Here is a 26,177-nt window from a genome sequence, read left to right on the forward strand (position 1 = left end):
CGACGGTCAGAACGTCTGCCCGAGGTTCAGGTACACCGCCTGCTCATCCGCATCGTTCAGGCCATAGCTGAAATTCAGCGGCCCCAGCGGCGTATCGAAACCGATGAACACGCTGGCGGCGTTGATGTAGCCGCTGTCGAATTCATTGTCGTTGTTCCACGCCCGGCCCCTTTCCAGTGACGCACCGGCGTACAACGGGAAGTCCAGCGGCAGGTATGAGCGCGGGGTAAGGCGGCGGTAATACACCGCGCGCATCAGACTGACGTTTTGCCCGGAGATCGCATCCTCGCGGAAACCCGACAATTGCCGGGCGCCGCCGAGCAGGAAACTGGAGGTCACCACGTTGGCATCGTCCAGCGTGCGACCGTAACGACCGCCCAGGATCAGCGTGTCCGGGCCGCTGCTCATGGCCTTGTCCAGTTTGAACTCCCACTGCCGGTAGCGTGTGTCGGAACCCAGGCTCGGTTCGAACTGCACCAGCGTCAGGCCGATGTCTTCGCCTTCGTGGGGGTAGTAGACGTTGTCCAGCGAGTCGAACGAGTACTTCAGCGCATAGAACCCTTCGTTGAAGTTTTCGCTCGGCAGATCCTGATCGCCGATCCGCACATCCGCCTTGCCCCAGGCCTCGCCGACGCCGAAGCGCACTTCGCCGCTGTTGCCGATCTGCCGGCCAACGTTGAGGCCGAAGCCGTAGCGCTCGACGCGATACTGGGCGATCGGATCGTTGTCCAGAACCGAGTCGACGTTTTGCGCGGCGAACGACGCATAAGGTGCCACGAAATAGCGAGAGCCCACATCCAGCGGCTGATAGAACTCGCTGTACAACTCTTGTTTATCGCCGATTTGTGCTCGGGTCAGCCATTCCGCGCCGAGGCGGTTGATGCCGTTCATTCGGTAACTGGCGCCGAGGTTGAAGGCGCTGTCGCCGCGCATGTCATCCGACAGGTTGAGGCCGACCCGCAGGTAATCGGTGCCGGTACGTTTGCCCCGCGCGCTGATCACCAGCGTGTGATCCGCGCCCTTGTGGACCACGCGGTATTGCACCTGCTCGAAGTAGTCGAGGCCATACAGCGTGCCCATGTCGGTTTGCAGACGACCCAGGTCCAACGGCTCGCCGATGTGCTGGCGGATGTAGTAGCGGATCACGTCGTCGCCGACTTTCGAGTCGTTCTCGACCTTGATTGCGGTAATGATCGGCGTGCGCTGGCCCGGCGCGCGGGCGGCATTGAGTTCGGCGTCCTGCGACTGCACGGGTTTGAGGCGGGCGAGGCGTACGTCCAGAGCCTTGGTCGCGCGGTAGCCGGCGTCGATCATCTCCTGGCCCCGACCGAAGTCGGTGGCGCCGAAACTGGCCAGCGGCGGCTGGATCAGCACGTCATCGGGATGCAGGGTCGCCAGTTGCTCTTCGGAGTTGCGCCGGGTCATCAGGGTGATCGACTGGTTCAGCACATCGACCACGGTCACCAGTTGCTTGCGGTTGCGCAGCGGGGTACCGATGTCGACCACGATAGCCACGTCGACGCCCATTTCCCGGGCCACGTCGAGGGGGATGTTGTCGGTCATGCCGCCATCCACCAGCAGGCGGCCGTCGAGTTCGACCGGGGCGAACACCGCCGGGATCGACATGCTGGCGCGGATCACCTGGGGCAGGTGACCTTTGCGGAACACCACTTTTTCGCCGTTGGCGATGTCGGTGGTCACGGCGCGGAACGGGATCGGCAGCTTGTCGAAATCCCGGGTGTCGCTGGTGTGGGCCAAGAGGCTTTCCAGCAGTAGCGCAAGGTTCTGGCCCTGAATCACGCCCAATGGCAGGCCGAGGCTGCCGTCGTCGCGAAAGCTCAGTTTCTGTTTCACCAGAAAGTCGCGGTCATCCTGCTTGCGCCGGAACGGTACGTCTTCCCGGGGCGGGGCGTCGGACAGTGCCTGCTGCCAGTCGATGGTCAGGGCGAGTTTTTCCAGTTCGTCGATCTTGTAGCCCGAGGCGTACAGGCCGCCGACCACCGCGCCCATGCTGGTGCCGGCAATCGCATCGATCTTGATGCCTTGTTCTTCCAGGGCCTTGAGCACACCGATGTGCGCCAGGCCACGGGCCGCGCCGCCGGACAGCACCAGGCCGACTTTCGGGCGTGTTGCCTCACTGGCATGAACGAACAGGGGAAGGAAACCAAGCAGCAGGCAGATCAGAAGACGACGCATCGTGAGTCTCGGGGCGAGCGATAAAGCCGGCTATTATAGCGGCGCCCCTCTGGCTCAGGAGTTTCAGCGCATGACCGACACAAAACCGGAAATCGTCATCACCTATTGCACGCAATGCCAGTGGCTGTTGCGCGCCGCGTGGCTGGCGCAAGAACTGCTCAGCACCTTTGGCGATGATCTCGGCAAAGTGTCGCTGGTGCCGGGCACCGGCGGGATATTCAACATTACCTGCAACGACGTGCAGATCTGGGAACGCAAGGCCGACGGCGGTTTCCCGGAGGCCAAGGTGCTCAAGCAGCGGGTGCGCGACCAGATCGACCCTGATCGCGACTTGGGCCACAACGATCGTACTCAGTGAGAGGTCGCCTCGGCCGCGACGGTTTTCCTGTCGTTGCTGCCTGACATCCGGCTCGACACCACGATGGCAACGATGATCAACGCGCCGCCGATCAACATGCGCAGGGTCGGATTTTCATCGAACAGCAGCCAGGCCACGGTAATTCCGTACACCGGCTCCATGGCGAACACCACCGCGGCCGTGCGGGCCTTGATTACCGCGAGGCTGGCGACAAACAGGCTGTGGGCAACGCCGGTGCAGAACACCCCGAGCAGACCGATCCACACCCAGTCGATGGCGCGCACTTGGCTCAGTTGCGGCGCCGCGACCGGCAGCAGACACAGCGCCACCACCACGTTCTGACACAACGCCGCCTGCACCGCCGGGATACGTCCGGAGCTGGCGCGGTTGGTCAGGGACAGCAGGGAAAACAGCAGGCCGGACAGGATTGCCCAGAGCAGGCCGGTAGTCGCGCCGCTGGCCAGATCGAATGCCGGCGTCACCAGCACCAGCCCGACACTGACCAGCGCCACCAGAATGATTTCATTGGCGCGGATGCGCTCGCGGAAGATCAGCCCTTCGAGGATCACCGTGAAGGCCGGGAAACTGGCGAAACCCAGGGTCGCGATGGCGACGCCCGCGACCTTGACCGCAATGAAGAAACTTACCCAATGGCCGGCCAGCAGCACGCCGCTCAGGGCCAGTCGTCGCCAGTCGACGGCCTGCAATTTCTGCCAGCCGCCCTGTTGGGCGAAACGGGCGAAAAAGGCCAGGGCCAGCACGGCGAACGCGGCGCGTCCGAACACGATGACCGCGGGCGTTGCGGCTGCGAGTTTGCCGAAGACGCCGGTCAGGCCGAACATCAGTGCGCCGATATGCAGGGCGCCCAGGGCGGTACGGGGAGTCATTGCAGTCCTTTTTCAAACACCATTACAGGCACACATTGAAGCGTGTCCCGACGGGAAAGTCTGTCGGCAGGCTATCGACTTTTGTCGTCAGCCTCGCGCCGCAATTGTGTAGGAGAGATACCAAATTCACGCAGGACGGCGGCCGAAAACGCACTTTGCGAGTTGTAGCCGACTCGGCAGGCCACTTCACCGACGGGCAGCGTGGTGTTGCGCAACAGCGCGACGGCTTTGTGCAGGCGTCGGCTGCGAATGTAGTCCATCGGTGTTTGCCCGCATTCGGCGACGAACCGCGCATGCAGCCGGGCGCTGGATAACCCGGCGACGCGCGCCAGATCCGCGACTTGCAGCGGATAAGCCGCGTACTGCTCGATGTGCGCATCGAGTGCCGCAAAGGGCAGGCGGCGCGCGGTGATCTCGGTGGGTGGCACGTGGCTCAGGCTTGCCAGCAGCAACACCGCGCCCTGTTGCGCAATCAACGGATCGTCCACCGGGCTGTTCGCCAGCCAGTTGACCAATTGACCTTGCCCCGCGTCCAGCGACAAACGGGCGGCGTTGTCCAGCAGTCGGCGGCTGGCATCGGCGTGATCGCCCAGTGAGCGTGTCAGCCATTGTTCGTCGGGCACATCCAGTACCAGACAGCGGCTGCCCTTGGGGCTGCCGCACGCGTGATGCGCACCGGCGGGGATCACCACGAAGCTCTGCTGCATTACCTGACTGCCACGCCCTGCGACTTCGAAATCCAGCGCGCCGGACAGGCCGAACACCAGTTGCGCGTGGTTGTGGCTGTGGGCGATCAGGTCGTGGCTGTAATGGCGCAGGGTCAGGATCGGTTGCATGGTGGTCTCCGGGCGAGCCGCCAGTCTACACCGGCACAGGGGCGGCGCGTTTGTCACACGACTGACGCATGCTTGTCATGGTCGATTAACCGGGCGCGCGCACAGTGGCGAAAACATCGCAGAGGGTTGCCCATGACCAGCGCCGAGCTCGCCAGACCCAGCCGTAAACAACGGGTTCGCACCCTGTGGATCTCTGACGTGCACCTGGGCACGCGGGATTGCCAGGCCGAGCATCTGTCGCAATTTCTCAAGGGCTATCACGCCGACAAGATCTACCTGGTGGGTGACATCATCGACGGCTGGAAGCTGCGCGGTGGCATGTACTGGCCGCAGGCGCACACCAATGTGATCCGCCGTTTGCTGACCATGAGCAAACGCGGCACCGAGGTGATTTACGTCACCGGTAACCACGACGAATTCCTGCGCCGCTATTCAAAACTGATTCTGGGCAATATCCAGTTGGTCGACGAGGCGGTGCACGTCACGGCTGATGGCCGGCATCTGCTGGTGATTCACGGCGACCAGTTCGACGTGATCACCCGCTATCACCGCTGGCTCGCGTTTCTCGGCGATTCGGCCTACGAATTCACCCTGACCCTCAACCGCTGGCTCAATCATTGGCGGGCGAAACACGGTTACGGCTACTGGTCGCTGTCGGCTTATCTCAAGCACAAGGTGAAGACTGCGGTCAGCTTCATCAGTGACTTCGAGGAAGCCATCGCCCACGAGTGTGTGAAACGCGAATTGCACGGCGTGGTCTGCGGGCACATTCACCACGCCGAGATCCGCAAGGTCGGCGAGGTGGATTACCTCAATTGTGGCGACTGGGTGGAGTCGTGCACGGCGCTGATCGAACACTGGGACGGCACGATCGAACTGTATCGCCTGGCTGATGCACAGGCGCGGGAAGCCGAATTGAAAGCCGCGAAGGTTGCCGAGCTGGCCTGAGCGACGGCCCCTGTGGGAGCGGGATTGTCTTTATGCGGGGGTGTGCTCTTCCATCGCCGCTTTATAGATCGAGTTTTTCGGCTGGGCGAACAGCCTTTCCACCATCGGTTCGAAGAAGCTCAACGGCAAGGTGTCGTACTCGGGGTCGAACGCCGCCGCGTCGTATCTGGCGCAGAACTCTGCGGTCGCCAGAAACTGCGGATGGTCGCTGAATTGCTCGCGCAGGTGCCGATCCATGCCAAGGTGATGGAAAAAGTAGTAGCCCTGGAAGATCCCGTGCTTTTCCACCATCCACAGGTTTTCGGCGCTGACGAACGGCTTGAGGATGGCGGCGGCGATGTCCGGGTGATTGTAGGAGCCGAGGGTGTCGCCGATGTCGTGGAGCAGGGCGCAGACCACGTATTCCTCGTCGCGCCCGTCGCGAAAGGCGCGGGTTGCGGTTTGCAGCGAGTGGGTCAGGCGATCCACCGGAAAACCGCCGAAATCGCCTTCCAGCAGTTTCAGGTGGGCCATGATCCGGCCCGGTAATTGGCGGGCGTAGGCGCTGAAGTCCGCCGCAATGATCGCCCAGTCGTCCTGTGTACCGTCCTTCATGTGGGTGAAACGGGCAGTGGCATTCATCGGCAATCCTCTTGGTCGGAATTTCTAGAACGGCACGCGGCCCAGGATCATGTCGCGGTACATGACGAAGTCGCCGAGCAGGCTGTAGAACGGGTGCTGGAAGGTGGCCGGGCGGTTTTTCTCGAAAAAGAAATGGCCGACCCAGGCAAAGCTGTAGCCCGCCAGCGGTAACGCAAGCAACAGCAGCCAGGCGCCCTTGGCGATGGTCAGGGCAAGAATGAAGATCACCAGCGTCGTACCGATGAAATGCAGGCGACGGCAGGTGCTGTTGTTGTGCTCGCTGAGGTAATACGGATAGAACTCGGCGAAGCTGTTGAAATGCCTGATGGTTTCCACGACTGCGATCTCTGTGGTTGTTGTTCTGATTGCAAGTTGTTCGGCGGGTAGCTTATTTGAGTCTAGAGTGATCAATGGCGTCGGCCAGTGACAATCGGCGCCACTTTACTATCCTTGGAAAATCCGCCGTAGAATGCGGCTCATCATGTCATCCAAGAAAAAACGCCATGAGCGAACGAACGACTTCTGCAAGCTGGGCAATGGGGATTGTCAAAGCACTGGAAATGGACGGCCTGGATTGCCGGGTTCTGTTCAAACAGCTAGGGCTCGATTACGCGGCGCTGGATGATCCGGATGCACGCTTCCCACAGGATTCCATGACCCGACTCTGGCAACGGGCGGTCGAGCTGTCCGGCAATCCGGCCATCGGCCTGAACATGGGCAAAGTGGTGCGGCCGGCTTCGTTCCATGTCGCGGGTTATGCGCTGATGTCCAGTAATACGCTGGCCGAAGGTTTTCAGCGACTGGTGCGTTATCAGCGAATCATTGCCGAAAGTGCCGACCTGAGTTTTCGCCTGCTCGACGAAGGTTATGCGCTGATTCTGACGGTGCATGGCGATCACCTGCCGCCGACCCGGCAAAGTGCCGAAGCCTCGCTGGCCTGCGCGCTGGCGCTGTGCGGCTGGCTGACCGGGCGCATGCTGCACCCGCGCAAAGTGCTGGTGCAGGGCGACGAGCCGGATGATCTTGAACCCTACAAACAAGCCTTTCATGCACCGCTGGTGTTCAACGCGCCGTACGACGCGCTGATCTTCGAACGGGCCGACATGGAAGCGCCACTGCCCACCGCCAACGAAGCGATGGCGCTGTTGCACGACCGGTTTGCCGGGGAATATCTGGCGCGGTTTTCGGAAAGTCGCGTGACCCACAAAGCACGACAGGTCCTGTGTCGTTTGCTGCCCCAGGGCGAGCCCAAGCGCGATACGGTAGCGCAGACCCTGCATCTGTCGCAGCGAACCTTGCAACGGCGCTTGCAGGAGGAGGGCACCAGTTTTCAGCAGTTGCTCGACGACACCCGCCGCGAACTCGCCGAGCAATACCTGGCGCAGCCGAGCATGACCTTGCTGGAGATTGCCTATCTGCTGGGGTTTGCCGATCCGAGCAACTTCTTCCGCGCCTTCCGTCGCTGGTTCGACACCACGCCCGGCGATTACCGGGCGCGGTTGCTGGAAGCGCCGAACGCGATCAGTGACGCCAGAACGCCGGAATACACAGTACAAACACCGTAATGATCTCCAATCGGCCGAGCAGCATGCCGAATGACAGAATCCATTTGGCCGCATCCGGCAGACTGGCGAAGTTGCCGGCCGGGCCAATGGTCTCGCCCAGGCCGGGACCGACGCCGGACACGGTGCTGGCGGCGCCGGTCAACGCAGTCATCCAGTCCACGCCCAATAGCGACAGCAGCAGGGCGATCACGCAGATAGTGATGGCGAAGAAGAACGAAAAGGTCAGAATCGAACGGACGATTTCTTCGTCGAGGCGGTGACCGTTGTACTTCTGCTTGATCACCGCCCGTGGGTGAATCAGCTGGTTAAGGTTGGCCTTGAGCAGGATGTAGGCGACCTGAAAGCGGAAGATCTTGATCCCACCCGCCGTCGATCCGGAACAGCCACCGACGAAACCCAGATAGAAGAACAGCATCAGCGAGAAATTGCCCCACAGGCTGTAGTCCCCCAATGCAAACCCCGTGGTAGTGACTACCGACGTCACGTTCAGCGCCACATGGCGCAGCGCGTCCAGCCAATGCAGGTTGGTGGTCCACCAGTACCAGGTGCCGAGCACCAGCCAGGTCACCAGCAACATGCCGAGCAAACCCTGCACCTGTTGATCCTTGATCAGCGCCCGACGGTTGCCGCGCAGCGTTGCCACGTACAGGGTGAACGGCAGGCTGCCGAGGATCATCACCACCACCGCCACCCAGTGCACCGCCGGTTGCGTCCACTTGGCCAGGGACTGGTCGGAAGTCGAGAACCCGCCGGTGGAAATTGCCGACATCGCGTGGTTGATCGCATCGAACGGGCTCATCCCGGCCCACCAGAACGCCAGGCTGCCGAGAATCGTGATGCCCACGTACGCCGCCACGATCAGCCGCGCCACCATATGCGAGCGGGGCATGACCTTTTCCGAGCGGTCCGAGGATTCGGTCTGGAACAGGCGCATGCCACCGATACGCAGCAGCGGCAGGATCGCCACCGCCATGCCGATGAAGCCGATGCCGCCGATCCAGTGCAGCAGCGAGCGCCACATCAGGATGCCGGGGGACATGTCGTCCAGATGATTGAGCACGGTCGACCCGGTGGCCGTGATGCCGGACATGCTTTCGAAGAACGAGTCGGTGTAGCTGATGTGTTGGGTCAGCAAAAACGGCAGTGCGGCGAAAATGCACACCACCAGCCAGCTGCTGACGGTCAGCAGGTACATGTCACGGGGGCGCAGGTGGATGTGTTCCGGACGCCCCGGAATCACCAGCGCGAGGCCGGCGACGAAGGTGATCATGCTCGCCCAGAGGAACGACGGCAGATCGCCGGTGCGCTCGAAAATCACCAGGGTGGCCATCGGCACGACCATGGCGATGGCCAGGGTGATCAGGAAGATGCCGATGATGAAACCAATGATCCGTAAGGTCGGCAACGCCATGAAGTCCGCTCGGGCTGATGTGGGAAGGGCGCCATTCTACCTGCGGTGCAAGGCATGTAAACCGACGCGTCTGGATCACTTGCAGCTAGAATAGCCGGACATTTTTTTCAGGAGGTGGCCGATGCAGGCTCTCGACGCTTTGCTCAACCGTGTTTCCGTTCCACGACTGATCGATCCGGCCCCTACCGCCGAACAGCGCGAAGTGCTGTTTGCCGCCGCGACCCGCGCACCGGATCACGGCCATTTGCAGCCGTATCGCTTCCTGACCGTCGAAGGTGCGGCGCGTGAGCAGATGGGCGAGTTGCTGGCCGAAGCTGCAAAAATGCAGGAAGGCGAAGTCACTGAAGCGATGATCGACAAGGCGCGCAACGGTCCGCTGCGCGCGCCGCTGGTGGTCGTGGTCATCGCCAGGTTGCAGGATCACGTCAAATACCCGAAGGCCGAGCAACGGCTGGCGGCGGGCTGTGCAGCGCACGGAATTTTGTTGGCGGCTTATGCGCAGGGGATTGGCGCGGTGTGGCGTACCGGTGATCTGGCGTACTCGAAACATGTCGCCAAGGGCCTGGGCCTGACGGATGACGAAGAGGTGATTGCCTTCCTGTACCTCGGCACGCCGCAGAAAGAACCGCGGGTGGCCGAGAAGGTTGATCTGGCGGAGTTTGTCAGCGCCTGGCCGGCAAAGGCTTGACTCCATCAGGGCTGTACAACAGCTCCCGGCTCCAGCGGTAACTCCAGACTGGCCACAAAACCGCCCTGCGGATGATTGGCCAGCACCAGCGTCCCGCCATGCCGCTCCGCCGCCCGTCGGGCAATCGCCAGTCCCAGGCCATGCCCGGCAGCGGTCTGCCCCGGCGCCCGATAAAACGGTTCGCCCAACTGGCTCAGATGCTCTGCCTGCACCCCCGGCCCATGATCACGCACGCTGACCACGATCCGCTCGCCCTGACGTGACGCCTGCATTTCAATTGCCTGCCCGACCGGGTTGAAGCGCTGGGCATTGCGCAGCAGGTTGTCCACGGCGCGTTCGATCATGGTCGGCCAGCCTGTCAGATTGAGCGCCGGCTCGGCTTCCAGCCGCACCGTCTGCTCCGGCGAGCCGAGTTGCGCGTCCTTTTGCACGGTGGCGAGCAAGGCATTCAGATCCACGTCTTCGGCGCTGGCGTTGTCGGCATCGACCCGCGCCAGCACCAGAATTTCACTGATCAGCGCTTCCAGCCGGTCGCATTCGCGGGTCAGACGCGGCCAGAGTTTTTCCCGTTCTTCGGGGCTCGCCCGTTCAGCCAGTGCCAGGGCGATGCGCAGCCGTGCCAGCGGTGAGCGCAATTCGTGGGATACGTCGCGCAGCAACTGGCGCTGACTGCCAATCAGGCTTTGCAGGCGGGCGCCCATGCGGTTGAAGTCGTTGGCCAGCACGCCGAATTCATCGCGGCGGTTGGCCAGTTGCGCCAGGCTGTTCTGCTGATAAGTGGTCTGGCCGAGGTCGTGCACTGCGCCGCGCAAGCGACTGAGCGGGCGGGTGATGGAAAACGTCACCAGAAGGCTGAAGAGGGTCAGCACCACCAACGCAATGCCCAGCGCACTCAACGGCCAGAGCAGGCTTTCGCGGTGCCAGGCGTCGAGTTCCGGGTGCGGGATGCGGTAGATGAAGAGGTAGGTGTCGCCGCTTTTGTCGCTGGTGAATTCGTCCGTCAGACGCCTCCATGGCAGGCGTCGGTCATCGTTGTGCTGCCGCGCCTCGAAGGCGGCCGCACGCCGGGGGAAGGTGCCGCGCACCAGCGGGTCGCCGCTTTCGTTCAGCACTTGAACGTCGATGTGGTACTGGCGTTTGCGCTGTTCGAGGATGTCCTGTGCGGCGTCTTCGCCCTGGGCTTCGTAAGTCTGCGTCCAATCGGCGGCCAGGGTGTTGAGGCCCGGATGGCGGCTGAGGATCCATGCGTCCTGGTTGAGCATGTGCCCCAGCAGAATGGAAAGCCCTGCAACCAGAGCGATGGCCAGCCAGAAGCTGGCGAGAATACGCCAGAACAATGAACGCACAATTATTCCTCAGAACACACGCAAAACCCTGTGGGAGCGAGCTTGCTCGCGAATGCGGTGGATCAGACAAGAACATGCTGACTGACACTTCGCATTCGCGAGCAAGCTCGCTCCCACATTGGGCTGGATAAACAAAGACCCGACGGCGTGAACCGTCGGGTCAGAACATTATTGCGCTTTTTGCGGCTGTTGCGCTTTCCAGGCTTTGAACTCGGCCCATTCGGCGCGACGCTCGGCCTGTTTCTTCTGGATCTCGTCGAATTTCTTCTGTTGATCCGGTTTCAACACGGCGCGGACATCGGACTCGGCTTTCTTGTGGTTGGCCGCCATCTCGTCCTTCATGGCTTTCTGGTCGGCTGGCGAGAGTTTCTCCAGGTATTTTTCGACCGTCTGCTTACGTTCGTGCATCTGCTCGCCCATGATCTTGCGGATCTGCTCGCGCTGTTCGCGGGACAGGTCCAGCTCGCTGTACGGGCCTTTGCCGTGCATGCCGTGCATCTGACCGCCATGGCGCGGGCCGTCCAGCGGGCCACCCATCGGGCCGCCATCTTGTGGCATGGCCATGGCGACGGTCGGCAGGGCAGCGGCAAACATCAGAGCGATAAGTGTCTTGCGCATGGTGAATCTCCTTTGTCTCGTTCCCGGTACGTTCCGGATGAGTACAGATTACGGAGATCAAGGTCAGCGGCGGTCAGCGCTGTGTAAAGCTTGGGTAAACACGTTTTCGCGCCGACCTGACAAAACTTACAGACAATCAGAGGCTGTAGTAGTAGCCACGGCTGCGCAGGGCAACGATGCGTGGGCGGCCGTCGGGGTGCGGGCCGATCTTTTTGCGCAGGTTGCTGACGTGCATGTCGAGGCTGCGGTCGTACAGGGTCAGCTTGCGGCCGAGGGCGATCTGCGCCAGTTCCTGTTTGTCCAGCGGCTCGCCCGGTTGCTTGAGCAGGGCTTCGAGCAGGCGGCTTTCGGAGACGGTGAGGGTGAACTCCTTTTCGTCGATGCTGACCACGCCGCGCACCGGGCTGAAGCTCAGGTCGCCCAGTTCGAGCTGGGTCGACACGGCAGCCGGGTGGCTGCGGCGCAGCACGGCACGCAGGCGGGCGGTCAGTTCGCGCGGATCGCAGGGTTTGGCCAGGTAATCGTCGGCGCCCAGTTCCAGGCCGAGGATCCGGTCCAGCGGTTCGCCCCGCGCCGAGAGCATCAACACCGGCAGGTCGGCGTGATCGCTGCGCAGTTGCTTGAGCAGTTCCAGGCCGCTGCCATCGGGCAGCATCACGTCCAGCACCACGGCCGCCGGCGCGGTTTCGGCCAGCGCCTTGCGGGCGCTCTGACCATCGTGGCAGGCCCGGACCTGAAAGCCTTCCTGGCTCAGCCAGCTACTCAGGAGTTCACACAACTCCTGGTCATCATCAATCAGTAACAGCTCGCTCATGACTCACTCAATTTAGCCATTGCCGACGTTTTCGGCTTGCTCCACTGGCAAAGATACCGCAGAGCAGCGCCAATAGCGCTACCCCGGCCCCGGTGACGAACCATTGCTGCTGTTCGGTCAGCAGGCGCGGCAGCGGGCTGGCCTGGGCTTCCTTGAGTTGCAGCTTCAGACGCTGGTTCTCCTGGCGCAGCCGGGCAAGTTGGGCGCTTTCGCGGGTGTTGTCGGCATTTTGCAGTTGTCTGCTCAGTTCTTCCCGTTGCTGCTCGCTGACCTTCAGGCGCTGCTGCAACTCAGTGATCTGACTGCCGGCGCTCAATGAAAGCGGCGTGGAATTGCCGTCTTCGGTGCTTTCTTCACCATGAGCGGGCGCCACGATCGACAACGTGACCAACATCAGACACAACGGACCCTTGCGCATCGCGACTCCTGTTTCCAAATGGATATTGGGCAGGTTGTCGGCCGGCAAACGAGAATAATGAGCGATTGAGAACGCGATGAGCCGACAAGGTTCATCGCGTTGAGGTATTGGCGGGGGAGGTTACGGCAGGACTTGCTTGAACGGCTTGACGATCACGTTGGCGTAGACGCCGGCGGCGATGTACGGGTCGGCATCGGCCCAGGCTTGCGCCGCGCTCAGGGAGTCGAACTCGGCAACGATCAGGCTGCCGCTGAAACCTGCTGCGCCCGGATCATTGCTGTCGATCGCCGGGTGCGGGCCGGCCAGCACAATGCGGCCTTCGCCCTTGAGCACTTGCAGGCGTTCAAGGTGCGCCGGGCGCGCAGCGAGGCGGGCGTCCAGGGAATTGGCGACGTCGGTGGCAATGATGGCGTAGAGCATGTCAGTCCTCGGTTTTTGGCGTTGTGGTATCGGCGTCGTGCAGGTGACGGGACAGGTAGATGCCCTGACCGACCAGGAACAGCACGGTCATGCCCAGGCTGCCGAACACCTTGAAGTCCACCCAGATGCTCTGGAAGGTGAAGGCGACGAACAGGTTGGCGGCCCCGCAGAACAGGAAAAAGGCGATCCAGGCGATGTTCAGCCGGGTCCAGACCGGATCCGGCAGGGTCAGCGCGTGGCCCATGATGCGCTTGATCAGCAGGCGGTCACCGATGAAATGGCTGCCGATGAAGGCCAGGGCAAACAGCCAGTTGACCACCGGGGCTTTCCATTTCAGGAAGGTTTCGCTGTGAAAGGCCAGAGTCAGGCTGCCGAACACAAGGCAGGCGACCAGCGTCAGCCACTGGCTCTTCTCCAGCTTGCGCTGCTTGATGAAGAGCGCGCCGTACACCACCAGGGAGCTGATGATCAGCATGGCGGTGGCACTGTAAATGCCGCCTACCGTCAGTTCATGGCCGGCAACGTCGACGGTGCGTGGATCGAGTTTGTAGACGATGAAGAACAGCAGAAGCGGGATGAAATCGATGAATTGTTTCACAGTGAGAGCCAGAAGCTGGATGTGGCGGCATAATAACAAACATATGGGCGCGCGATAGCGCCAGCTGATTTGAGGTTACTCATCCCCGTGAATGTTGATTTGCACTGCCACAGCACGGCCTCCGATGGCGCCCTGGCGCCTGCGGCACTGGTTGCGCGTGCGTTCGAGAACGGCGTGCGAGTCCTGGCCCTGACCGATCACGACACCCTCGAAGGTCTCGCCGAAGCACGTATCGCGGCCGAAGAACTGGGCATGCAACTGGTCAATGGCGTCGAGTTGTCCTGCACCTGGGGCGGGGCGACCATTCACGTGCTCGGCTACGGTTTCGATGTCAACGCCGCACCGTTGGTCGAGGCGATTGCGCAATTGCACGACGGCCGCTGGCTGCGGTCTGAGGAAATAAGCCGCAAGCTCGCCCTCAAGGGCATGCCGAATGCGCTCGATGGCGCGCGGCAGATCCAGCAGGAACTGGGCGATAGCGGCAATGCGCCGGCCCGTCCGCATTTCGCCGACTGGATGGTGCGTGAAGGTTTTGTAAAGGATCGCGCCGAGGCGTTTCGCAAATGGCTCGGCGCCGGCAAGCTGGGGGACGTCAAACAGCACTGGCCGACCCTCGAAGACACTGTCGGCACGCTGCGCGCCGCCGGCGCCTGGGTCAGCCTGGCGCACCCGTGGCATTACGATTTCACCCGCAGCAAGCGCCGAAAGCTGATTGCCGACTATATTCAAGCGGGCGGGCATGCGATCGAAGTGGTCAACGGTCACCAGCCTGCGGAACAGGTGGGCAGCCTTGCAATCCTTGCCCGTGAGTTCGGTCTGCTGGTCACTGCCGGCAGTGATTTCCATGGCCCTGGTGGCTGGTCGGAGATCGGCCAGTACCGGCCGGTGCCGGAGGACCTTCCACCCCTGTGGTGTCGGTTCAAACATGACACAGTTATTGCCGCCGTCTGAACAGGTAGAGAATGTGAGTCAATTTTTCCAGATTCATCCGGAAAACCCGCAAGCGCGCCTGATCAAACAGGCGGTCGAAATCATCCGCAAAAGCGGGGTGGTGGTCTATCCAACGGACTCTTCCTACGCAATCGGTTGCCAGATCGGCGACAAGAACGCCATCGAGCGCGTTCGACGCCTGCGTCAACTCGACGAAAAGCACAACTTCGCGCTGATCTGCAGCGACCTGTCGCAACTGGGCAATTACGCCAAGATCGACACCGGGACCTTTCGAATCCTCAAAGCCCACCTGCCGGGACCGTACACCTTCATTCTCAACGCCACTCGCGAAGTGCCGCGTCTGTTGCTGCATCCCAAGAAGCGGACCATCGGTCTGCGGGTGCCGAGCCATCCCATCGCGTTGGCTTTGCTGGCCGAACTGGGCGAGCCGCTGATGAGCGTGACCCTGATCATGCCGGGCGAAGAAGACCCGCTGAGCGATCCGTACGAAATGCGCCAGTTGCTCGAGCATCAGGTGGACCTGATCATCGATGGCGGTTCCGGCGGCATCAAGGCCTCCACCGTGATCGACCTCACGGGCGATGATCCGGAAGTGATCCGCGTCGGTTGCGGCGATCCGGCGCCATTCATGGTCGAGGCCTGAATGTCCGCAGTGGAAACCGTTGATCCCCAGGCCGGTGCCCAGCAGGAACTGCCGTTTGCCATGGTCTATGGCCAGGCGGTCACGGAAATGCCGCTGGACCTGTACATCCCGCCGGACGCCCTGGAAGTCTTCCTCGAAGCCTTCGAAGGCCCGCTCGACTTGTTGCTGTACCTGATCCGCAAGCAGAACATCAACATCCTCGACATCCCGGTTGCGGAAATCACCCGCCAATACATGGGTTATGTCGAGCTGATGCAGTCGGTGCGTCTGGAACTGGCCGCCGAATATCTGGTGATGGCCGCGATGCTGGCCGAGATCAAGTCCCGGATGCTGCTGCCCCGGGCCGAAACCGTCGAAGACGAAGAAGAAGACCCGCGCGCCGAACTGATCCGCCGCCTGCAGGAGTACGAGCGGTTCAAGGCTGCTGCCGAAGGCATTGATGGCCTGAGCCGAGTCGGTCGCGACGTGATCGTGCCCAAGCTCGACGCTCCGGAAGCCCGCGCGCGCAAGCTGCTGCCGGACGTGGCACTGGCAGAAATCCTGATGTCCATGGCCGAGGTGCTGCGCCGTGGCGACATGTTCGAAAGCCATCAGGTCAGCCGCGAGGCACTGTCCACCCGCGAGCGCATGAGCGACGTGCTGGAGCGGCTCAAGGGCGGCGGATTTGTGCCGTTCGTCGAGCTGTTCACCGCCGAGGAGGGCAAGCTCGGCGTGGTGGTGACCTTTATGGCGATCCTTGAGCTGGTCAAGGAATCCCTGATCGAGCTGGTGCAGAATGAGCCGTTCGCCGCGATCCACGTGCGAGCCCGAGCCGAATAACGAGTCCCGATATGAATCTGACTGAACCCCGCGAGCTGGCGTCCCTGCTTGAAGCCTTTCTGTTGGCCTCGGGAAAGCCGCAATCCCTTGAGCGCCTGTATGAACTGTTCGAAGAAGGTGAACGCCCGGAACCGCCGGTTTTCAAGAAAGCCCTGACCCTGCTCGGCAAATCCTGCGAGGGCCGGGCGTTCGAGCTCAAGGAAGTCGCCTCCGGCTATCGCCTGCAAATCCGCGAGAAGTTCGCGCCGTGGGTTGGTCGCTTGTGGGAGGAGCGTCCGCAGCGCTATTCCCGGGCACTACTGGAAACCATGGCGCTGATCGCCTATCGCCAGCCGATCACCCGGGGCGAAATCGAGGACGTGCGGGGCGTGGCGGTCAACACCAACATCGTCAAGACGCTGATGGAGCGTGAGTGGATCCGCATCGTTGGTTACCGCGACGTGCCTGGCAAACCGGCGATGTTTGCCACCACCAAGCTGTTTCTTGATCACTTCAATCTGAAAAGCCTCGACGAACTGCCGCCACTGGCCGAGCTGCGCGAAATGGAGGCCGATCCGGTACTCGACTTCGACGACGCCCCGGTGCCGCCGGGCTTGCAGGAACTGGCCGACGCCAGCGCCGAGCCGGAAGAACCGAAGGAAGAAACCAGTTTCCACACCCTGCTGCTGGAGCTGGACAGCATGGAGGAGGGGATCAAGACCGACTTCGACGACTTGCTGCGTGACGGCGCGGGCGCCGAATCCATGCCGACGGGGTTTGAATCCGATCCGGTCGAGCCGCCGGACGAGGGTGAGCCTGAATCTGAATTTGAGCCTGAATTTGCGCATGAGCCCGAATCCGAATCCGAGCCCGAGCCTGAGCCTGAGCAGCAAGACGATGTGCTCGGCGTGGCCGAAGCCCGGGAAAAACTGCTGGCTGCCGTCGCCCGTCTGGAACAGCCAGCACCAGAACCTGCCGCCGAGGCAGAACTGAGCGAAGAGGAAGCCGAAGCCCGCGCCCTGGCCGAAGCCATCGAAGCCGAACGTCGCGAGTTCGAGGATTGAGCATGAGCTCGACCAAAGACCCGTGCATCAACGTCTGCAAGTTCAGCGACGACATCTGCGTCGGTTGCGGCCGCAGCAAGCGCGAGATCCGGGCCTGGAAGAAACTCGACAAGGACGACAAGCGCACCGTACTGGCCGAAGCCGCGCTGCGTCTGATCAAGCTCGGGGCCACCGGTCGGCGGAAAAAGAAATAACCTTGCCCTGATCGACTAGTCTCTGATGCGCGCGCGGCCACATCCGCGTATGATTCGCGACCCTTCGGCGATCCCTTCGCCCGAAAACCCAGATTTCAACGCTTCAGCAGCTCAATTCTCAGCGCCGCTGAACAGACCACACCGGGAGGTGCCCAGATGAGTGACATCAAGCAGAAAGACGACCAGGAAATCGGCCCAGCAGGCGAAAAGCTGCAGAAAGTCCTCGCCCGTATCGGCGTTGGCTCGCGCCGCGATGTTGAATCCTGGATCAGCCAGGGCCGGATCAAGGTCAATGGCAAAGACGCCACCCTGGGCCTGCGTGTCGACATGCACGACGCCATCACCATCGATGGCAAGGTCATCAAGCGCGAAGAAGCCGCCGAGTCGGTTCGCCGCGTGATCATGTACAACAAGCCCGATGGCGAGATCTGCACCCGTGACGACCCGGAAGGCCGTCCGACCGTGTTTGACAAGCTGCCGCGTCCGAAAGAAGGCCGCTGGATCAACATCGGTCGTCTCGACATCAACACCACCGGTCTGCTGATGTTCACCACCGATGGTGAATTGGCCAACCGCCTGATGCACCCGTCCTACGAGATGGATCGTGAGTACGCGGTACGTGTACGAGGCGAAGTCGACGACGAGATGATCGAGCGCCTGAAGGCCGGCGTGGTACTGGAAGACGGCCCGGCGCGTTTCACCGACATTCAACAGGCGCCGGGCGGCGAAGGCTTCAACCACTGGTATCACTGCGTGGTGATGGAAGGTCGTAACCGTGAAGTACGTCGCCTGTGGGAATCCCAGGGCCTGGTGGTCAGCCGCCTGAAGCGTGTGCGTTTCGGCCCGGTGTTCCTCAACTCCGACCTGCCGATGGGCCGTTGGCGCGAAATGAGCCAGTACGAAGTCGACGTGCTGAGCGCTGAAGTCGGCCTGACCCCGGTGGCCATGCCGCAACTGAACGCCAAGAGCAAAGACAAGCTCGACCGCATGCAGCGCAAGTCGTCGCGTCCGATGGCCCGTACCGAGCGCGTACGCACGCTGCGTCCGGCCAACGGTGCGCCGGTTGGCGCCGGTCCGCGTCCGGCCCGGGAGCCGCAGATCGAAGGCGAGCGTCCAGGTCGCAAACCGGCAGCACGTCCGGATGGCGAGCGTGGTCCACGTACTCCGCGTCCGGCCAATGGCCGTACCGAGCGCGGCGAAGGTCGCGGTACGCCGGTGGCGGATCGTCCAGCCGACACCAAGCGCCCGGCCAAGCCGGCGCCGAAGCGTCCAGGCATCAAGCTGGCAGACGATGACAAGCCATCGGGCAAGCACCGTGGTGCACCGGCCGGTTCCGGCCAGCGTCCGGGTTTCGGTCGCAAGAAGCCGGAATAAGGCAGCTGCAAGTTTCGAGCGGCAAGCTTCAAGCTGAAACAGCAAACGCCAACTCTTGGAGTTGGCGTTTTTTTTTGATTTTTTTATTTCTTTTTTTGAGGTGTTTTTTCTTGTTTTAAAACAAAAAAACTGACGCCTTTCAAATAGTTAGCCAGCTAACGTCAGGCGCCGGGCACGGCTTGGATGGGTCTGGAATGGAAACTTTACGTTACGCGCTGTCAGAGAATATTTACGAAAAAGCCGTCGCCGCCCCGTGACTCGGGAGCTTGTGTCCAGCTGTAAGGAAAATCTGCCGGAACCAGCCCCGCCGGGTGTTGCGCGGTGCTCTTGCGCGCTTGTTTCAGTGTCGTTTGGAGGGTGAGATGCGCTGCATGCCTGTCGTGCAGGTGCATAACAAGAAGGAGGCGCAATGAACGCCGTTATCCATTTTCACTTCTCCACGTGGGGCGGATTTTCCATCGTCCACGCCGATGGCCTGCAAAGGCCTGACTCAATTTTTGCAGCCGCCCGGGCTTCCCGGGGTGGACACATGCAATCCCGGCAACCGACACGCTGATCCGGCGAGGTCTGGCAGCAGGGGGTTAGCGGTGTACAATGCGCCGCGTTTTAACTGTGACCCTCTGCGTAATCGCGCAAACCTCAAGGTTTATCCGCCTTGTTCACTCCGCCGCGTCACAAGCGTGTCGGGTTCGATTTCGTCACAGATAAAAACAAACAGGTGACGCATGACCGTTGTAAAAAAGCTGAATTCCTGGTGCCTGCGCTGGGGTTTGATCAAGGTTGGCTGAAATCGCCACCTTGCAGCAACGTCTACTGAACATCATCAAACCTTGCGTGAGACCTTTTTCATGAGTGGACAAAACTCGCAATCAGGCGAGCTGAAACGCGGCCTGAAAAATCGCCATATTCAACTGATCGCCCTCGGTGGCGCGATCGGTACCGGATTGTTCCTCGGCTCGGCCGGGGTGCTGAAATCCGCCGGTCCGTCGATGATCCTCGGCTATGCCATCTGCGGCTTCATCGCCTTCATGATCATGCGCCAGCTCGGTGAAATGATCGTCGAAGAGCCGGTGGCCGGTTCCTTCAGCCACTTTGCGCACAAATACTGGGGCGGTTTCGCCGGCTTCCTGTCGGGCTGGAACTGCTGGATCCTGTACATCCTGGTCGGCATGTCGGAGCTGACTGCGGTCGGCAAATACATCCACTACTGGGCGCCGGAGATCCCGAGTTGGGTCACCGCTGCCGCATTCTTCCTGCTGATCAACGCGATCAACCTGGCCAACGTCAAAGTCTTCGGTGAAGCCGAATTCTGGTTCGCGATCATCAAGGTCGTGGCGATCGTCGGCATGATCGCCCTGGGCAGCTACCTGCTGGTCAGCGGCCATGGCGGCGAGCAGGCGGCGGTGAGCAACCTGTGGTCCCACGGCGGCTTCTTCCCGAACGGCGTCAGCGGTCTGGTGATGGCCATGGCGATCATCATGTTCTCCTTCGGCGGCCTGGAAATGCTTGGTTTCACCGCAGCCGAAGCCGACAAACCGAAAACCGTGATCCCGAAAGCGATCAACCAGGTGATCTACCGGATCCTGATTTTCTACATCGGCGCACTGGTGATCCTGCTGTCGTTGACCCCATGGGACAGCCTGCTGGAAACCCTCAACGCTTCGGGCGATTCCTACAGCGGCAGCCCGTTCGTGCAGGTGTTCTCGATGCTCGGCAGCAACACGGCCGCGCATATCCTCAACTTCGTGGTGCTGACCGCCGCATTGTCGGTTTACAACAGCGGCACCTACTGCAACAGCCGCATGCTGTTGGGCATGGCCGAGCAGGGTGATGCGCCGAAAGCGCTGGCGAAGATCGACAAGCGCGGCGTGCCGGTGCGTTCGATCCTGGCGTCGGCAGCCGTGACCCTGGTGGCCGTGCTGCTCAACTACCTGATCCCGCAACACGCGCTGGAACTGCTGATGTCGCTGGTGGTTGCGACGTTGGTGATCAACTGGGCGATGATCAGTTTCTCGCACTTCAAGTTCCGCCAGCACATGAACAAGACCAACCAGAAGCCGCTGTTCAAGGCGCTGTGGTACCCGTATGGCAACTACATCTGCCTGGCGTTCGTTCTGTTCATCCTCGGCGTGATGCTGCTGATCCCGGGCATTCAGGTCTCGGTGTACGCGATTCCGGTGTGGGTGGTGTTCATGTGGGTCTGCTACGTGATCAAGAACAAGCGCGGTGCACAACAGGTGCTGCACGCCGCGAACGCTGCCAAGTAAGCGTCGTTGCAAAAACAACAGACCCGGCCAAGTGCCGGGTTTTTTGTGCTTTCGCGGTATCCTGCGGGTTCTGAATACGGACGCTTTTCCATGCTGGTGATTTCCAACAACGTGCATCTGCCGGATGCCGAGATCGAACTGACGTACATCCGTGCCCAAGGGTCGGGCGGGCAGAACGTCAACAAGGTCTCCAGCGCCGTGCATCTGCGCTTCGACATTCGCGCCTCGTCCTTGCCCGAGTTCTACAAGGAACGGCTGCTGGCGCTGCGCGACAGTCGCATTACCAGTGACGGGGTGCTGATCATCAAGGCCCAGCAGTACCGCACGCAGGAACAGAATCGCGCCGATGCGCTGGAGCGTCTGACCGAGCTGATTCTCAGCGCCACCAAGGTCGAGAAGAAGCGCCGGCCGACCAAGCCGACGCTGGGCTCAAAGAAACGTCGGCTGGAGTCAAAGACCAAGCGCGGCAGTATCAAGGCCGGGCGCGGCAAGGTGGATTTCTAGTCTTCGCGGTATTTCGCCGTGTGGCGGTAGAGATAGACGCTCAGCGCCAGACCGCTCAGCGCTGCGAGGGCGGCGAACAGGAAGATCGAGGCAAAACCGAAGCCCGCCGCAATCGCTCCCGCCAGTGGTCCGGTGATACCCAGCGACAAGTCGATGAACAACGAATAGGCCCCGACCGCTGCGCCTCGGCTGGAGGCCGGCACCAGGTTCACCGCTTCCACGCCCAGCGCCGGGAACACCAGTGAGAAACCGAAACCGCTCAATGCCGCACCGGCCAATGCCCAATGCGCGTCCGGCGCCAGCCACAGCAACAACAGGCCCAGGGTTTCCACCGACAGGCAGGCAATCGCCACGCGAAAGCCGCCGAGGCGGTTGATCAGGTTGCCGAACAGCAGTCGCGCACCGATGAAGCTGGCGCCGAACAGGCTCAGGCACAGCACGGCGTTGTCCCAGTGCTGCGTGGCGTAATACAGGGTGATGAAGGTGGCAATGGTGCCGAAGCCGATCGAGCCCAGCGCCAGTCCGCAGCCGTGGGGGAATACCCGCCCAAGCACATGCATGAATGGCAGGCGCTCGCCGGCCACGATCGGCGCGGCGGTTTTCGGCCAGGCCAGCAACAGCCCCAGCGTGGCCAGCAGCAGAATGCTCACGCCCATGCTCCACAGACCAAAATGGCTGACCAGCCATACCCCCAGCGGCGCACCGACCGCCAGTGCGCCGTAACTGGCAATGCCGTTCCACGAGATGACCTTGGCGGTGTTGGCTGCACCAACGCGGCCGATGCCCCAACCGATCGAGCCTGAGCCAACAAGACTTTCCGCACTGCCCAGCACCAGACGGCCGGCAAACAGGCTGATCAGGCTCAGCAACGGCAGGTTGGGCGTCCATGCCGAAATCAGCATGAACACACCGCTCAAGCCACAACCGGCCAGACCAATCATCACCGCCCGTTTGCTGCCCTGGTTGTCGATGATCTTGCCGGCATACGGACGGCTGAGCAGGGTGGCGAGGTATTGCACGCTGATCACCAGCCCGGCGATGACCGCGCCGAAGCCCAGGTCACTGTGGACATAACCTGGCAGCACCGCCAGCGGAATGCCGATGTTCAGGTAGCCGATTAAGGTGAACAGGACGATGGAAACGACTTGCAACGTGACTGCCAGCGGGCGCTGGGGTTCTGGCATAGAGGACGACATGAATTACGATCCACGGGAAGAGCAGAATAGATAGGCTGCTCATGATACCGATGCGGACGCGTCTGGGGCGGGGAAAAGTAAAACTATTTGGCCGGGGCGACCAATTGCGTGGTGACCAGTGCGGCCAGTGCGTTTTCTTCGCTGCCGAAACGGGCGAGCAGTGCAGCCTGTTTCTCGGGCGAGAGACGGCTCCAGATCTCGATCATCTTCTCGGTGGCGCCGATTAGGATTTCAGCCTGTTGTTCGTTAAAGGTTTCGTCGGTCATGGCAGGCTCAGGTTTCAGGCAGTGTGGAAAGCGCATGTTAGCGCTTTCCACACGGTCTGTACGGCGGGTGTTGCTTACTCTTCGCTGTCGGCCGGACGGCTCTCGGCGGCTTCTTTCGGCTCGGGCTGTTGGGCACCGGCTTGTTGCATGGTCGTCTGCTCAGGTACGTGCAGGCTTGGGAAGGGGAGATTCGGAATCTCGTGCATGGTTGCGCTCCTCGCTAAGTCTGTTGATAGATCTGGTAGATCCGCGCTTTCAGAAAGCCTGCGCAGGATACAGCAGGAAAAGTGACAAACAGATTTTTAAATCCATCTGTTTCGACGGGCGGGATTGTCTAGACAAGTGCGACAGGGTGACGCAGGGCAAGTGTGGGGGCGAACCTGCTCGCGATGAGTGCGCCAGATCGTTCCCACGCTCCGCGTGGGAATGCAGCCGGGACACTCCGCGTCCCTGCCGAAGCGGACGCGGAGCGTCCATTGAGGCATTCCCACGCTGAGCGTGGGAACGATCAACGTGGGAGTGAGCAGGATCAGCGGGCGGGTTATTTGCAGACGTTGGCGATCGCTTCGGCCAGCAGGTCAAGACGCGTTGCATCAATCCCGGCGACGTTGGCCCGGCCCGAGCTGACCATGTACACGCTGTGATGCTCGCGCAGGTTTTTCACCTGTTCCGGCGACAGGCCGGTGTAGGAGAACATCCCGCGCTGCACGCCAATGTGCGCAAAGCGCTCGCGCAGACCGTGCGGCTCGAGCGCTTCCACCAGGCCGCTGCGCAACTGGGCGATGCGCAAACGCATGGCTTCCACTTCGTCGGCCCAGCGGCGTTTCAGCTCCGGGTCGGCGAGGATCGTGGCGACGACAGCTGCGCCGTGATCCGGTGGCGTCGACCACAGGTTGCGGGCAATGTGCGCCAGCTGGCTGCGGATGTCGATCAGCTTGTCAGTGGTTTTCGCACTGACGATCAACGCACCGGTGCGGTCGCGGTATAGGCCGAAGTTCTTCGAGCAGGAACTGGTGATCAGCAGCTCGGGCAGCTCGGCCGCAAACAGTCGGGTCGACCACGCATCCTGCTCCAGACCGTCGCCAAAGCCCTGGTAGGCAAAGTCGATCAGCGGCAGCAAATCGCGGCGACGCACCACCTCCAGCACCCGCTGCCAGTCGTCGTGATTCAGATCGAAGCCGGTCGGGTTGTGACAGCACGCGTGCAGCAGCACCACATCGCCCTTCGGCACTTCGTTGAGCACGGCGAGCATTGCCTCGACGTCGAGGCGGTTGTCGCTGCCGACGTACGGGTAATGGCTGATCTTGACGCCGGCGGCCGCGAAAATCGTTTCGTGGATCGGCCAGGTCGGGTTACTCAGCCATACGCCCTTGCCCGGCAGGCATTGCGCGATGAAGTCCGCTGCCAGACGCAGGGCGCCCGTGCCGCCCGGGGTCTGGGTGGCGCCGGCACGTTGCTCGGCGATCAGTGCCGAATCGGCACCGAGCACCAGCTCGTTGATGACCTTGCCGAACAGTGGATTGCCGTGGCCACCGATGTAGGTCTTGGTGTCCTGGCTTTCGACCAGCCGCGCTTCGGCGATTTTCACCGCCTCGGGGATCGGCGTCAGGCCCTGGGCATCCTTGTAGACGCCCACGCCGAGGTCGAACTTGCGCGGGTTGGAATCCTGCGCGTAGGCCTCCATCAGACCGAGGATCGGGTCGCCGGGCACCCGGCCGATGGCGTCGAAGTGCATTACTTGCGTCCTTCTGCGGTCTTGGCCACTTCGTCAGTGCGTGCGGCCATGATGAAGTCGTTGCGGTGCAGGCCCTTGATCGAGTGACTCCACCAGGTCACGGTGACTTTGCCCCACTCGGTCAGCAGGCCCGGGTGATGACCTTCGGCCTCGGAGATCTCGCCGACGGCGTTGGTGAACGCCAGGGCGTGCTCGAAGTTCTTGAACAGGAAGACTTTTTCCAGCTGCATGATGCTGTCGCGTACTTCGATGTTCCAGTCAGGGATCTGCTTGATCAGGATCGGCAATTCTTCATCGCTGACTTGTGGGGCATCGGCACGGCAGGCTTCGCAGTGGGCTTGGTTCAAAGTGGACATGGTGGACTTCCTGAAATCTGAAGGTGTTTTTTTATGTTGGCGGTCAATGTCGCCACGCTAAACCAAAGTGGCGACGACTGACAGACTCACTTGTAAGCAAAAGTCGCGGGTCACGCGGCTTTTGGTTTTGGCGGAAACTTAGGTGCGTGCAGACCCAGCTGCATGCCTTGCTTGACCATGGCCATGATGTCTTCGTGGGCCAGGTCGAACAGGCGCTTGAGGTTCGGCAGGACAAAATACAGCGGCTGCAGGATGTCGATGCGGTATGGGGTGCGCATGGCTTCCAGCGGATCGAAAGCCTGATGCTCGGGCTCATCCGACAGCGAATAAACAGTTTCTTTTGGCGAGGACAGGATGCCTCCGCCGTAGATGCGTTTGCCTTGCGGGGTGTCCACAAGGCCGAACTCGATGGTCATCCAGTACAGGCGCGCCAGATAAACGCGTTCTTCCTTGGTCGCCTGAAGGCCGAGTTTGCCGTAGGTGTGGGTGAATTCGGCGAACCACGGGTTGGTCAGCAACGGGCAGTGGCCAAAGATCTCGTGGAAAATGTCCGGCTCTTGCAGGTAGTCCAGTTCTTCACGGGTGCGAATGAACGTGGCCACCGGAAACTGCTTGCTGGCGAGCAATTCGAAGAAGGTCTGGAAGGGGATCAGCGCGGGGACGCGGGCGACCTGCCAACCGGTGGTCTCGCCGAGCACCTTGTTGATCTCGCCCAGTTGCGGAATGCGGTCGTGGGGCAGACCGAGTTTTTCGATACCGTCCAGGTATTCCTGGCACGCACGTCCCTCGATCACTTTCATCTGGCGGGTGATCAGCGTGTTCCACACCGCGTGTTCTTCGGCGGGGTAGTCGATAAAACCTTGCGCATCGGGCTCGCGGGCCACGTATTGCGTCTGCTTCATACTGCTCTCCTGCGAGGGGAATTTCGTTCTTGTTATGTCCTGCGATGGACTGAGAAATACCCCGGAACGTTCGTTGTTGCAGCAGGTTGAAGATCGGGCGAGTAGGAAAAGTCTCTATAATTCGTAAAATTTTCGTTACGCTTCGGGCGATGCGTCGTGTTTGTGCCGACTGCCGGGTTTGAAAAGGTCGATGGCTGTCACAT

Annotated in this window: 30 protein-coding genes; 12 read left to right on the forward strand and 18 right to left on the reverse strand. The window is 61.5% G+C overall.

The features are described from left to right. Window positions 1-6: 6 nt before the first annotated feature. A complete protein-coding gene (locus I5961_RS07475) occupies window positions 7-2,196 on the reverse strand; it encodes a patatin-like phospholipase family protein (protein WP_085703316.1) in 2,190 nt (729 codons plus the stop codon). A gap of 70 nt (window positions 2,197-2,266) precedes the next feature. Between I5961_RS07475 and I5961_RS07480 the strand changes: the two genes are divergently transcribed. Further along, on the forward strand, window positions 2,267-2,554 hold the full coding sequence (locus I5961_RS07480; RefSeq protein WP_085703317.1) for a SelT/SelW/SelH family protein: 288 nt from the start codon (window positions 2,267-2,269) through the stop codon (window positions 2,552-2,554). On the opposite strand, the gene I5961_RS07485 is transcribed toward I5961_RS07480, so the two are convergent. Then, entirely contained in the window at window positions 2,548-3,441 is an 894-nt protein-coding gene (locus tag I5961_RS07485) for a DMT family transporter (protein ID WP_085703318.1), read from the reverse strand. The two genes, I5961_RS07480 and I5961_RS07485, sit on opposite strands and share 7 nt — an antisense overlap. 71 nt (window positions 3,442-3,512) lie before the next feature. Continuing rightward, complete coding sequence (locus I5961_RS07490; protein WP_085703319.1) at window positions 3,513-4,277, reverse strand: helix-turn-helix transcriptional regulator; 765 nt, start codon at window positions 4,275-4,277, stop codon at window positions 3,513-3,515. Window positions 4,278-4,409: 132 nt separating this feature from the next. Between I5961_RS07490 and I5961_RS07495 the strand changes: the two genes are divergently transcribed. Then, the gene (locus I5961_RS07495) at window positions 4,410-5,225 is read left to right on the forward strand and encodes a UDP-2,3-diacylglucosamine diphosphatase (RefSeq protein WP_085703320.1); all 816 of its coding nucleotides are present in this window, start codon (window positions 4,410-4,412) and stop codon (window positions 5,223-5,225) included. 30 nt (window positions 5,226-5,255) lie between these two features. Here I5961_RS07495 and I5961_RS07500 read toward each other — a convergent pair whose 3' ends face one another. Together I5961_RS07500 and I5961_RS07505 are read right to left on the reverse strand one after the other, a co-directional pair. Next, complete coding sequence (locus tag I5961_RS07500; protein ID WP_085703321.1) at window positions 5,256-5,846, reverse strand: HD domain-containing protein; 591 nt, start codon at window positions 5,844-5,846, stop codon at window positions 5,256-5,258. A 24-nt stretch (window positions 5,847-5,870) separates the two neighbouring features. Next, window positions 5,871-6,182, reverse strand: a complete 312-nt coding sequence (locus I5961_RS07505; protein WP_085699559.1) for a DUF962 domain-containing protein — start codon at window positions 6,180-6,182, stop codon at window positions 5,871-5,873. A gap of 167 nt (window positions 6,183-6,349) precedes the next feature. Between I5961_RS07505 and I5961_RS07510 the strand changes: the two genes are divergently transcribed. After that, a complete protein-coding gene (locus I5961_RS07510) occupies window positions 6,350-7,411 on the forward strand; it encodes an AraC family transcriptional regulator (RefSeq protein ID WP_218191829.1) in 1,062 nt (353 codons plus the stop codon). Here the strand turns inward: I5961_RS07510 and I5961_RS07515 are convergent. Further along, the gene (locus I5961_RS07515) at window positions 7,368-8,822 is read right to left on the reverse strand and encodes a TrkH family potassium uptake protein (RefSeq protein WP_085699555.1); all 1,455 of its coding nucleotides are present in this window, start codon (window positions 8,820-8,822) and stop codon (window positions 7,368-7,370) included. The two genes, I5961_RS07510 and I5961_RS07515, sit on opposite strands and share 44 nt — an antisense overlap. A 121-nt stretch (window positions 8,823-8,943) precedes the next feature. Here I5961_RS07515 and I5961_RS07520 point away from each other — a divergent pair, with 121 nt between their 5' ends. Continuing rightward, entirely contained in the window at window positions 8,944-9,510 is a 567-nt protein-coding gene (locus I5961_RS07520; protein ID WP_085699553.1) for a nitroreductase family protein, read from the forward strand. 5 nt (window positions 9,511-9,515) lie between these two features. Here the strand turns inward: I5961_RS07520 and I5961_RS07525 are convergent, their stop codons facing one another. The 6 genes from I5961_RS07525 to I5961_RS07550 all read right to left on the reverse strand — a co-directional run bounded on the left by I5961_RS07525 (window position 9,516) and on the right by I5961_RS07550 (window position 13,724). Continuing rightward, entirely contained in the window at window positions 9,516-10,856 is a 1,341-nt protein-coding gene (locus I5961_RS07525; protein ID WP_085699551.1) for a sensor histidine kinase, read from the reverse strand. Between the two features lie 168 nt (window positions 10,857-11,024). Beyond that, entirely contained in the window at window positions 11,025-11,474 is a 450-nt protein-coding gene (locus I5961_RS07530) for a Spy/CpxP family protein refolding chaperone (protein ID WP_085699549.1), read from the reverse strand. Between the two features lie 136 nt (window positions 11,475-11,610). Then, a complete protein-coding gene (locus I5961_RS07535) occupies window positions 11,611-12,288 on the reverse strand; it encodes a response regulator transcription factor (RefSeq protein WP_007958370.1) in 678 nt (225 codons plus the stop codon). Window positions 12,289-12,295: 7 nt separating this feature from the next. After that, window positions 12,296-12,706 carry a translation initiation factor 2 gene (locus I5961_RS07540; RefSeq protein WP_227234805.1) on the reverse strand — a complete coding sequence of 137 codons (411 nt, stop codon included), beginning with the start codon at window positions 12,704-12,706 and terminating at the stop codon, window positions 12,296-12,298. Between the two features lie 120 nt (window positions 12,707-12,826). After that, window positions 12,827-13,126 carry a YciI family protein gene (locus tag I5961_RS07545; RefSeq protein ID WP_085699545.1) on the reverse strand — a complete coding sequence of 100 codons (300 nt, stop codon included), beginning with the start codon at window positions 13,124-13,126 and terminating at the stop codon, window positions 12,827-12,829. Window position 13,127: 1 nt separating this feature from the next. Continuing rightward, complete coding sequence (locus tag I5961_RS07550) at window positions 13,128-13,724, reverse strand: septation protein A (protein WP_085699543.1); 597 nt, start codon at window positions 13,722-13,724, stop codon at window positions 13,128-13,130. Between the two features lie 87 nt (window positions 13,725-13,811). On the opposite strand from I5961_RS07550, the gene I5961_RS07555 reads away from it, so the two are divergent. The 8 genes from I5961_RS07555 (at window position 13,812) to arfB (ending at window position 21,519) form a co-directional block, all read left to right on the forward strand. Further along, window positions 13,812-14,675 (forward strand): PHP domain-containing protein, encoded by an 864-nt coding sequence (locus tag I5961_RS07555; protein WP_227234807.1) that lies wholly within the window; start codon window positions 13,812-13,814, stop codon window positions 14,673-14,675. A gap of 13 nt (window positions 14,676-14,688) precedes the next feature. Next, window positions 14,689-15,318, forward strand: a complete 630-nt coding sequence (locus I5961_RS07560) for an L-threonylcarbamoyladenylate synthase (protein ID WP_139832613.1) — start codon at window positions 14,689-14,691, stop codon at window positions 15,316-15,318. A 120-nt stretch (window positions 15,319-15,438) separates the two neighbouring features. Beyond that, window positions 15,439-16,137, forward strand: coding sequence for a segregation and condensation protein A (locus I5961_RS07565; protein ID WP_170929752.1), 699 nt, complete (start codon window positions 15,439-15,441; stop codon window positions 16,135-16,137). Window positions 16,138-16,148: 11 nt separating this feature from the next. Next, on the forward strand, window positions 16,149-17,180 hold the full coding sequence (scpB, locus tag I5961_RS07570) for an SMC-Scp complex subunit ScpB (RefSeq protein WP_227234809.1): 1,032 nt from the start codon (window positions 16,149-16,151) through the stop codon (window positions 17,178-17,180). A 2-nt stretch (window positions 17,181-17,182) separates the two neighbouring features. Then, complete coding sequence (locus I5961_RS07575; protein ID WP_085699535.1) at window positions 17,183-17,374, forward strand: DUF1289 domain-containing protein; 192 nt, start codon at window positions 17,183-17,185, stop codon at window positions 17,372-17,374. 156 nt (window positions 17,375-17,530) lie between these two features. Continuing rightward, window positions 17,531-18,748 carry a 23S rRNA pseudouridine(2605) synthase RluB gene (gene rluB / locus I5961_RS07580; RefSeq protein ID WP_227234811.1) on the forward strand — a complete coding sequence of 406 codons (1,218 nt, stop codon included), beginning with the start codon at window positions 17,531-17,533 and terminating at the stop codon, window positions 18,746-18,748. An 848-nt stretch (window positions 18,749-19,596) separates the two neighbouring features. After that, window positions 19,597-21,015: an amino acid permease gene (locus I5961_RS07585; protein ID WP_085699531.1), complete on the forward strand. Its 1,419-nt coding sequence runs from the start codon at window positions 19,597-19,599 to the stop codon at window positions 21,013-21,015. A 90-nt stretch (window positions 21,016-21,105) separates the two neighbouring features. Continuing rightward, complete coding sequence (gene arfB, locus I5961_RS07590) at window positions 21,106-21,519, forward strand: alternative ribosome rescue aminoacyl-tRNA hydrolase ArfB (protein WP_227234812.1); 414 nt, start codon at window positions 21,106-21,108, stop codon at window positions 21,517-21,519. On the opposite strand, the gene I5961_RS07595 is transcribed toward arfB, so the two are convergent. The 6 genes from I5961_RS07595 to phhA all read right to left on the reverse strand — a co-directional run bounded on the left by I5961_RS07595 (window position 21,516) and on the right by phhA (window position 25,974). After that, complete coding sequence (locus tag I5961_RS07595; RefSeq protein WP_227235567.1) at window positions 21,516-22,703, reverse strand: MFS transporter; 1,188 nt, start codon at window positions 22,701-22,703, stop codon at window positions 21,516-21,518. The genes arfB and I5961_RS07595 overlap by 4 nt on opposite strands. Before the next feature lie 95 nt (window positions 22,704-22,798). Further along, window positions 22,799-22,981 (reverse strand): hypothetical protein, encoded by a 183-nt coding sequence (locus I5961_RS07600; protein ID WP_085699525.1) that lies wholly within the window; start codon window positions 22,979-22,981, stop codon window positions 22,799-22,801. A 74-nt stretch (window positions 22,982-23,055) separates the two neighbouring features. Then, a complete protein-coding gene (locus I5961_RS28600) occupies window positions 23,056-23,187 on the reverse strand; it encodes a hypothetical protein (protein ID WP_264373526.1) in 132 nt (43 codons plus the stop codon). A 335-nt stretch (window positions 23,188-23,522) separates the two neighbouring features. Then, complete coding sequence (locus I5961_RS07605; RefSeq protein WP_227234814.1) at window positions 23,523-24,716, reverse strand: amino acid aminotransferase; 1,194 nt, start codon at window positions 24,714-24,716, stop codon at window positions 23,523-23,525. Further along, window positions 24,716-25,072 (reverse strand): 4a-hydroxytetrahydrobiopterin dehydratase, encoded by a 357-nt coding sequence (locus tag I5961_RS07610; RefSeq protein WP_227234816.1) that lies wholly within the window; start codon window positions 25,070-25,072, stop codon window positions 24,716-24,718. Before I5961_RS07610 ends, I5961_RS07605 begins: the two co-directional genes overlap by 1 nt. A 110-nt stretch (window positions 25,073-25,182) precedes the next feature. Beyond that, window positions 25,183-25,974 carry a phenylalanine 4-monooxygenase gene (gene phhA, locus I5961_RS07615; protein WP_039765515.1) on the reverse strand — a complete coding sequence of 264 codons (792 nt, stop codon included), beginning with the start codon at window positions 25,972-25,974 and terminating at the stop codon, window positions 25,183-25,185. Between the last annotated feature and the right edge of the window lie 203 nt (window positions 25,975-26,177).

This window comes from Pseudomonas sp. IAC-BECa141 (assembly GCF_020544405.1).
Classification (GTDB): domain Bacteria; phylum Pseudomonadota; class Gammaproteobacteria; order Pseudomonadales; family Pseudomonadaceae; genus Aquipseudomonas.

Excerpts from the sequence above, each read along its gene's own strand:
- I5961_RS07610 (WP_227234816.1), bottom strand. The coding sequence starts at position 25,072 with ATGTCCACTTTGAACCAAGCCCACTGCGAAGCCTGCCGTGCCGATGCC.
- I5961_RS07480 (WP_085703317.1), top strand. The coding sequence starts at position 2,267 with ATGACCGACACAAAACCGGAAATCGTCATCACCTATTGCACGCAATGC.
- scpB (WP_227234809.1), top strand. The coding sequence starts at position 16,149 with ATGAATCTGACTGAACCCCGCGAGCTGGCGTCCCTGCTTGAAGCCTTT.
- I5961_RS07510 (WP_218191829.1), top strand. The coding sequence starts at position 6,350 with ATGAGCGAACGAACGACTTCTGCAAGCTGGGCAATGGGGATTGTCAAA.
- I5961_RS07605 (WP_227234814.1), bottom strand. The coding sequence starts at position 24,716 with ATGCACTTCGACGCCATCGGCCGGGTGCCCGGCGACCCGATCCTCGGT.
- I5961_RS07545 (WP_085699545.1), bottom strand. The coding sequence starts at position 13,126 with ATGCTCTACGCCATCATTGCCACCGACGTCGCCAATTCCCTGGACGCC.
- I5961_RS07535 (WP_007958370.1), bottom strand. The coding sequence starts at position 12,288 with ATGAGCGAGCTGTTACTGATTGATGATGACCAGGAGTTGTGTGAACTC.
- I5961_RS07585 (WP_085699531.1), top strand. The coding sequence starts at position 19,597 with ATGAGTGGACAAAACTCGCAATCAGGCGAGCTGAAACGCGGCCTGAAA.
- I5961_RS07475 (WP_085703316.1), bottom strand. The coding sequence starts at position 2,196 with ATGCGTCGTCTTCTGATCTGCCTGCTGCTTGGTTTCCTTCCCCTGTTC.
- I5961_RS07540 (WP_227234805.1), bottom strand. The coding sequence starts at position 12,706 with ATGCGCAAGGGTCCGTTGTGTCTGATGTTGGTCACGTTGTCGATCGTG.
- arfB (WP_227234812.1), top strand. The coding sequence starts at position 21,106 with ATGCTGGTGATTTCCAACAACGTGCATCTGCCGGATGCCGAGATCGAA.
- I5961_RS07495 (WP_085703320.1), top strand. The coding sequence starts at position 4,410 with ATGACCAGCGCCGAGCTCGCCAGACCCAGCCGTAAACAACGGGTTCGC.
- I5961_RS07600 (WP_085699525.1), bottom strand. The coding sequence starts at position 22,981 with ATGACCGACGAAACCTTTAACGAACAACAGGCTGAAATCCTAATCGGC.
- I5961_RS07500 (WP_085703321.1), bottom strand. The coding sequence starts at position 5,846 with ATGAATGCCACTGCCCGTTTCACCCACATGAAGGACGGTACACAGGAC.
- I5961_RS07515 (WP_085699555.1), bottom strand. The coding sequence starts at position 8,822 with ATGGCGTTGCCGACCTTACGGATCATTGGTTTCATCATCGGCATCTTC.
- I5961_RS07485 (WP_085703318.1), bottom strand. The coding sequence starts at position 3,441 with ATGACTCCCCGTACCGCCCTGGGCGCCCTGCATATCGGCGCACTGATG.
- I5961_RS07530 (WP_085699549.1), bottom strand. The coding sequence starts at position 11,474 with ATGCGCAAGACACTTATCGCTCTGATGTTTGCCGCTGCCCTGCCGACC.
- rluB (WP_227234811.1), top strand. The coding sequence starts at position 17,531 with ATGAGTGACATCAAGCAGAAAGACGACCAGGAAATCGGCCCAGCAGGC.
- I5961_RS07595 (WP_227235567.1), bottom strand. The coding sequence starts at position 22,703 with ATGCCAGAACCCCAGCGCCCGCTGGCAGTCACGTTGCAAGTCGTTTCC.
- I5961_RS28600 (WP_264373526.1), bottom strand. The coding sequence starts at position 23,187 with ATGCACGAGATTCCGAATCTCCCCTTCCCAAGCCTGCACGTACCTGAG.
- phhA (WP_039765515.1), bottom strand. The coding sequence starts at position 25,974 with ATGAAGCAGACGCAATACGTGGCCCGCGAGCCCGATGCGCAAGGTTTT.
- I5961_RS07575 (WP_085699535.1), top strand. The coding sequence starts at position 17,183 with ATGAGCTCGACCAAAGACCCGTGCATCAACGTCTGCAAGTTCAGCGAC.
- I5961_RS07520 (WP_085699553.1), top strand. The coding sequence starts at position 8,944 with ATGCAGGCTCTCGACGCTTTGCTCAACCGTGTTTCCGTTCCACGACTG.
- I5961_RS07490 (WP_085703319.1), bottom strand. The coding sequence starts at position 4,277 with ATGCAACCGATCCTGACCCTGCGCCATTACAGCCACGACCTGATCGCC.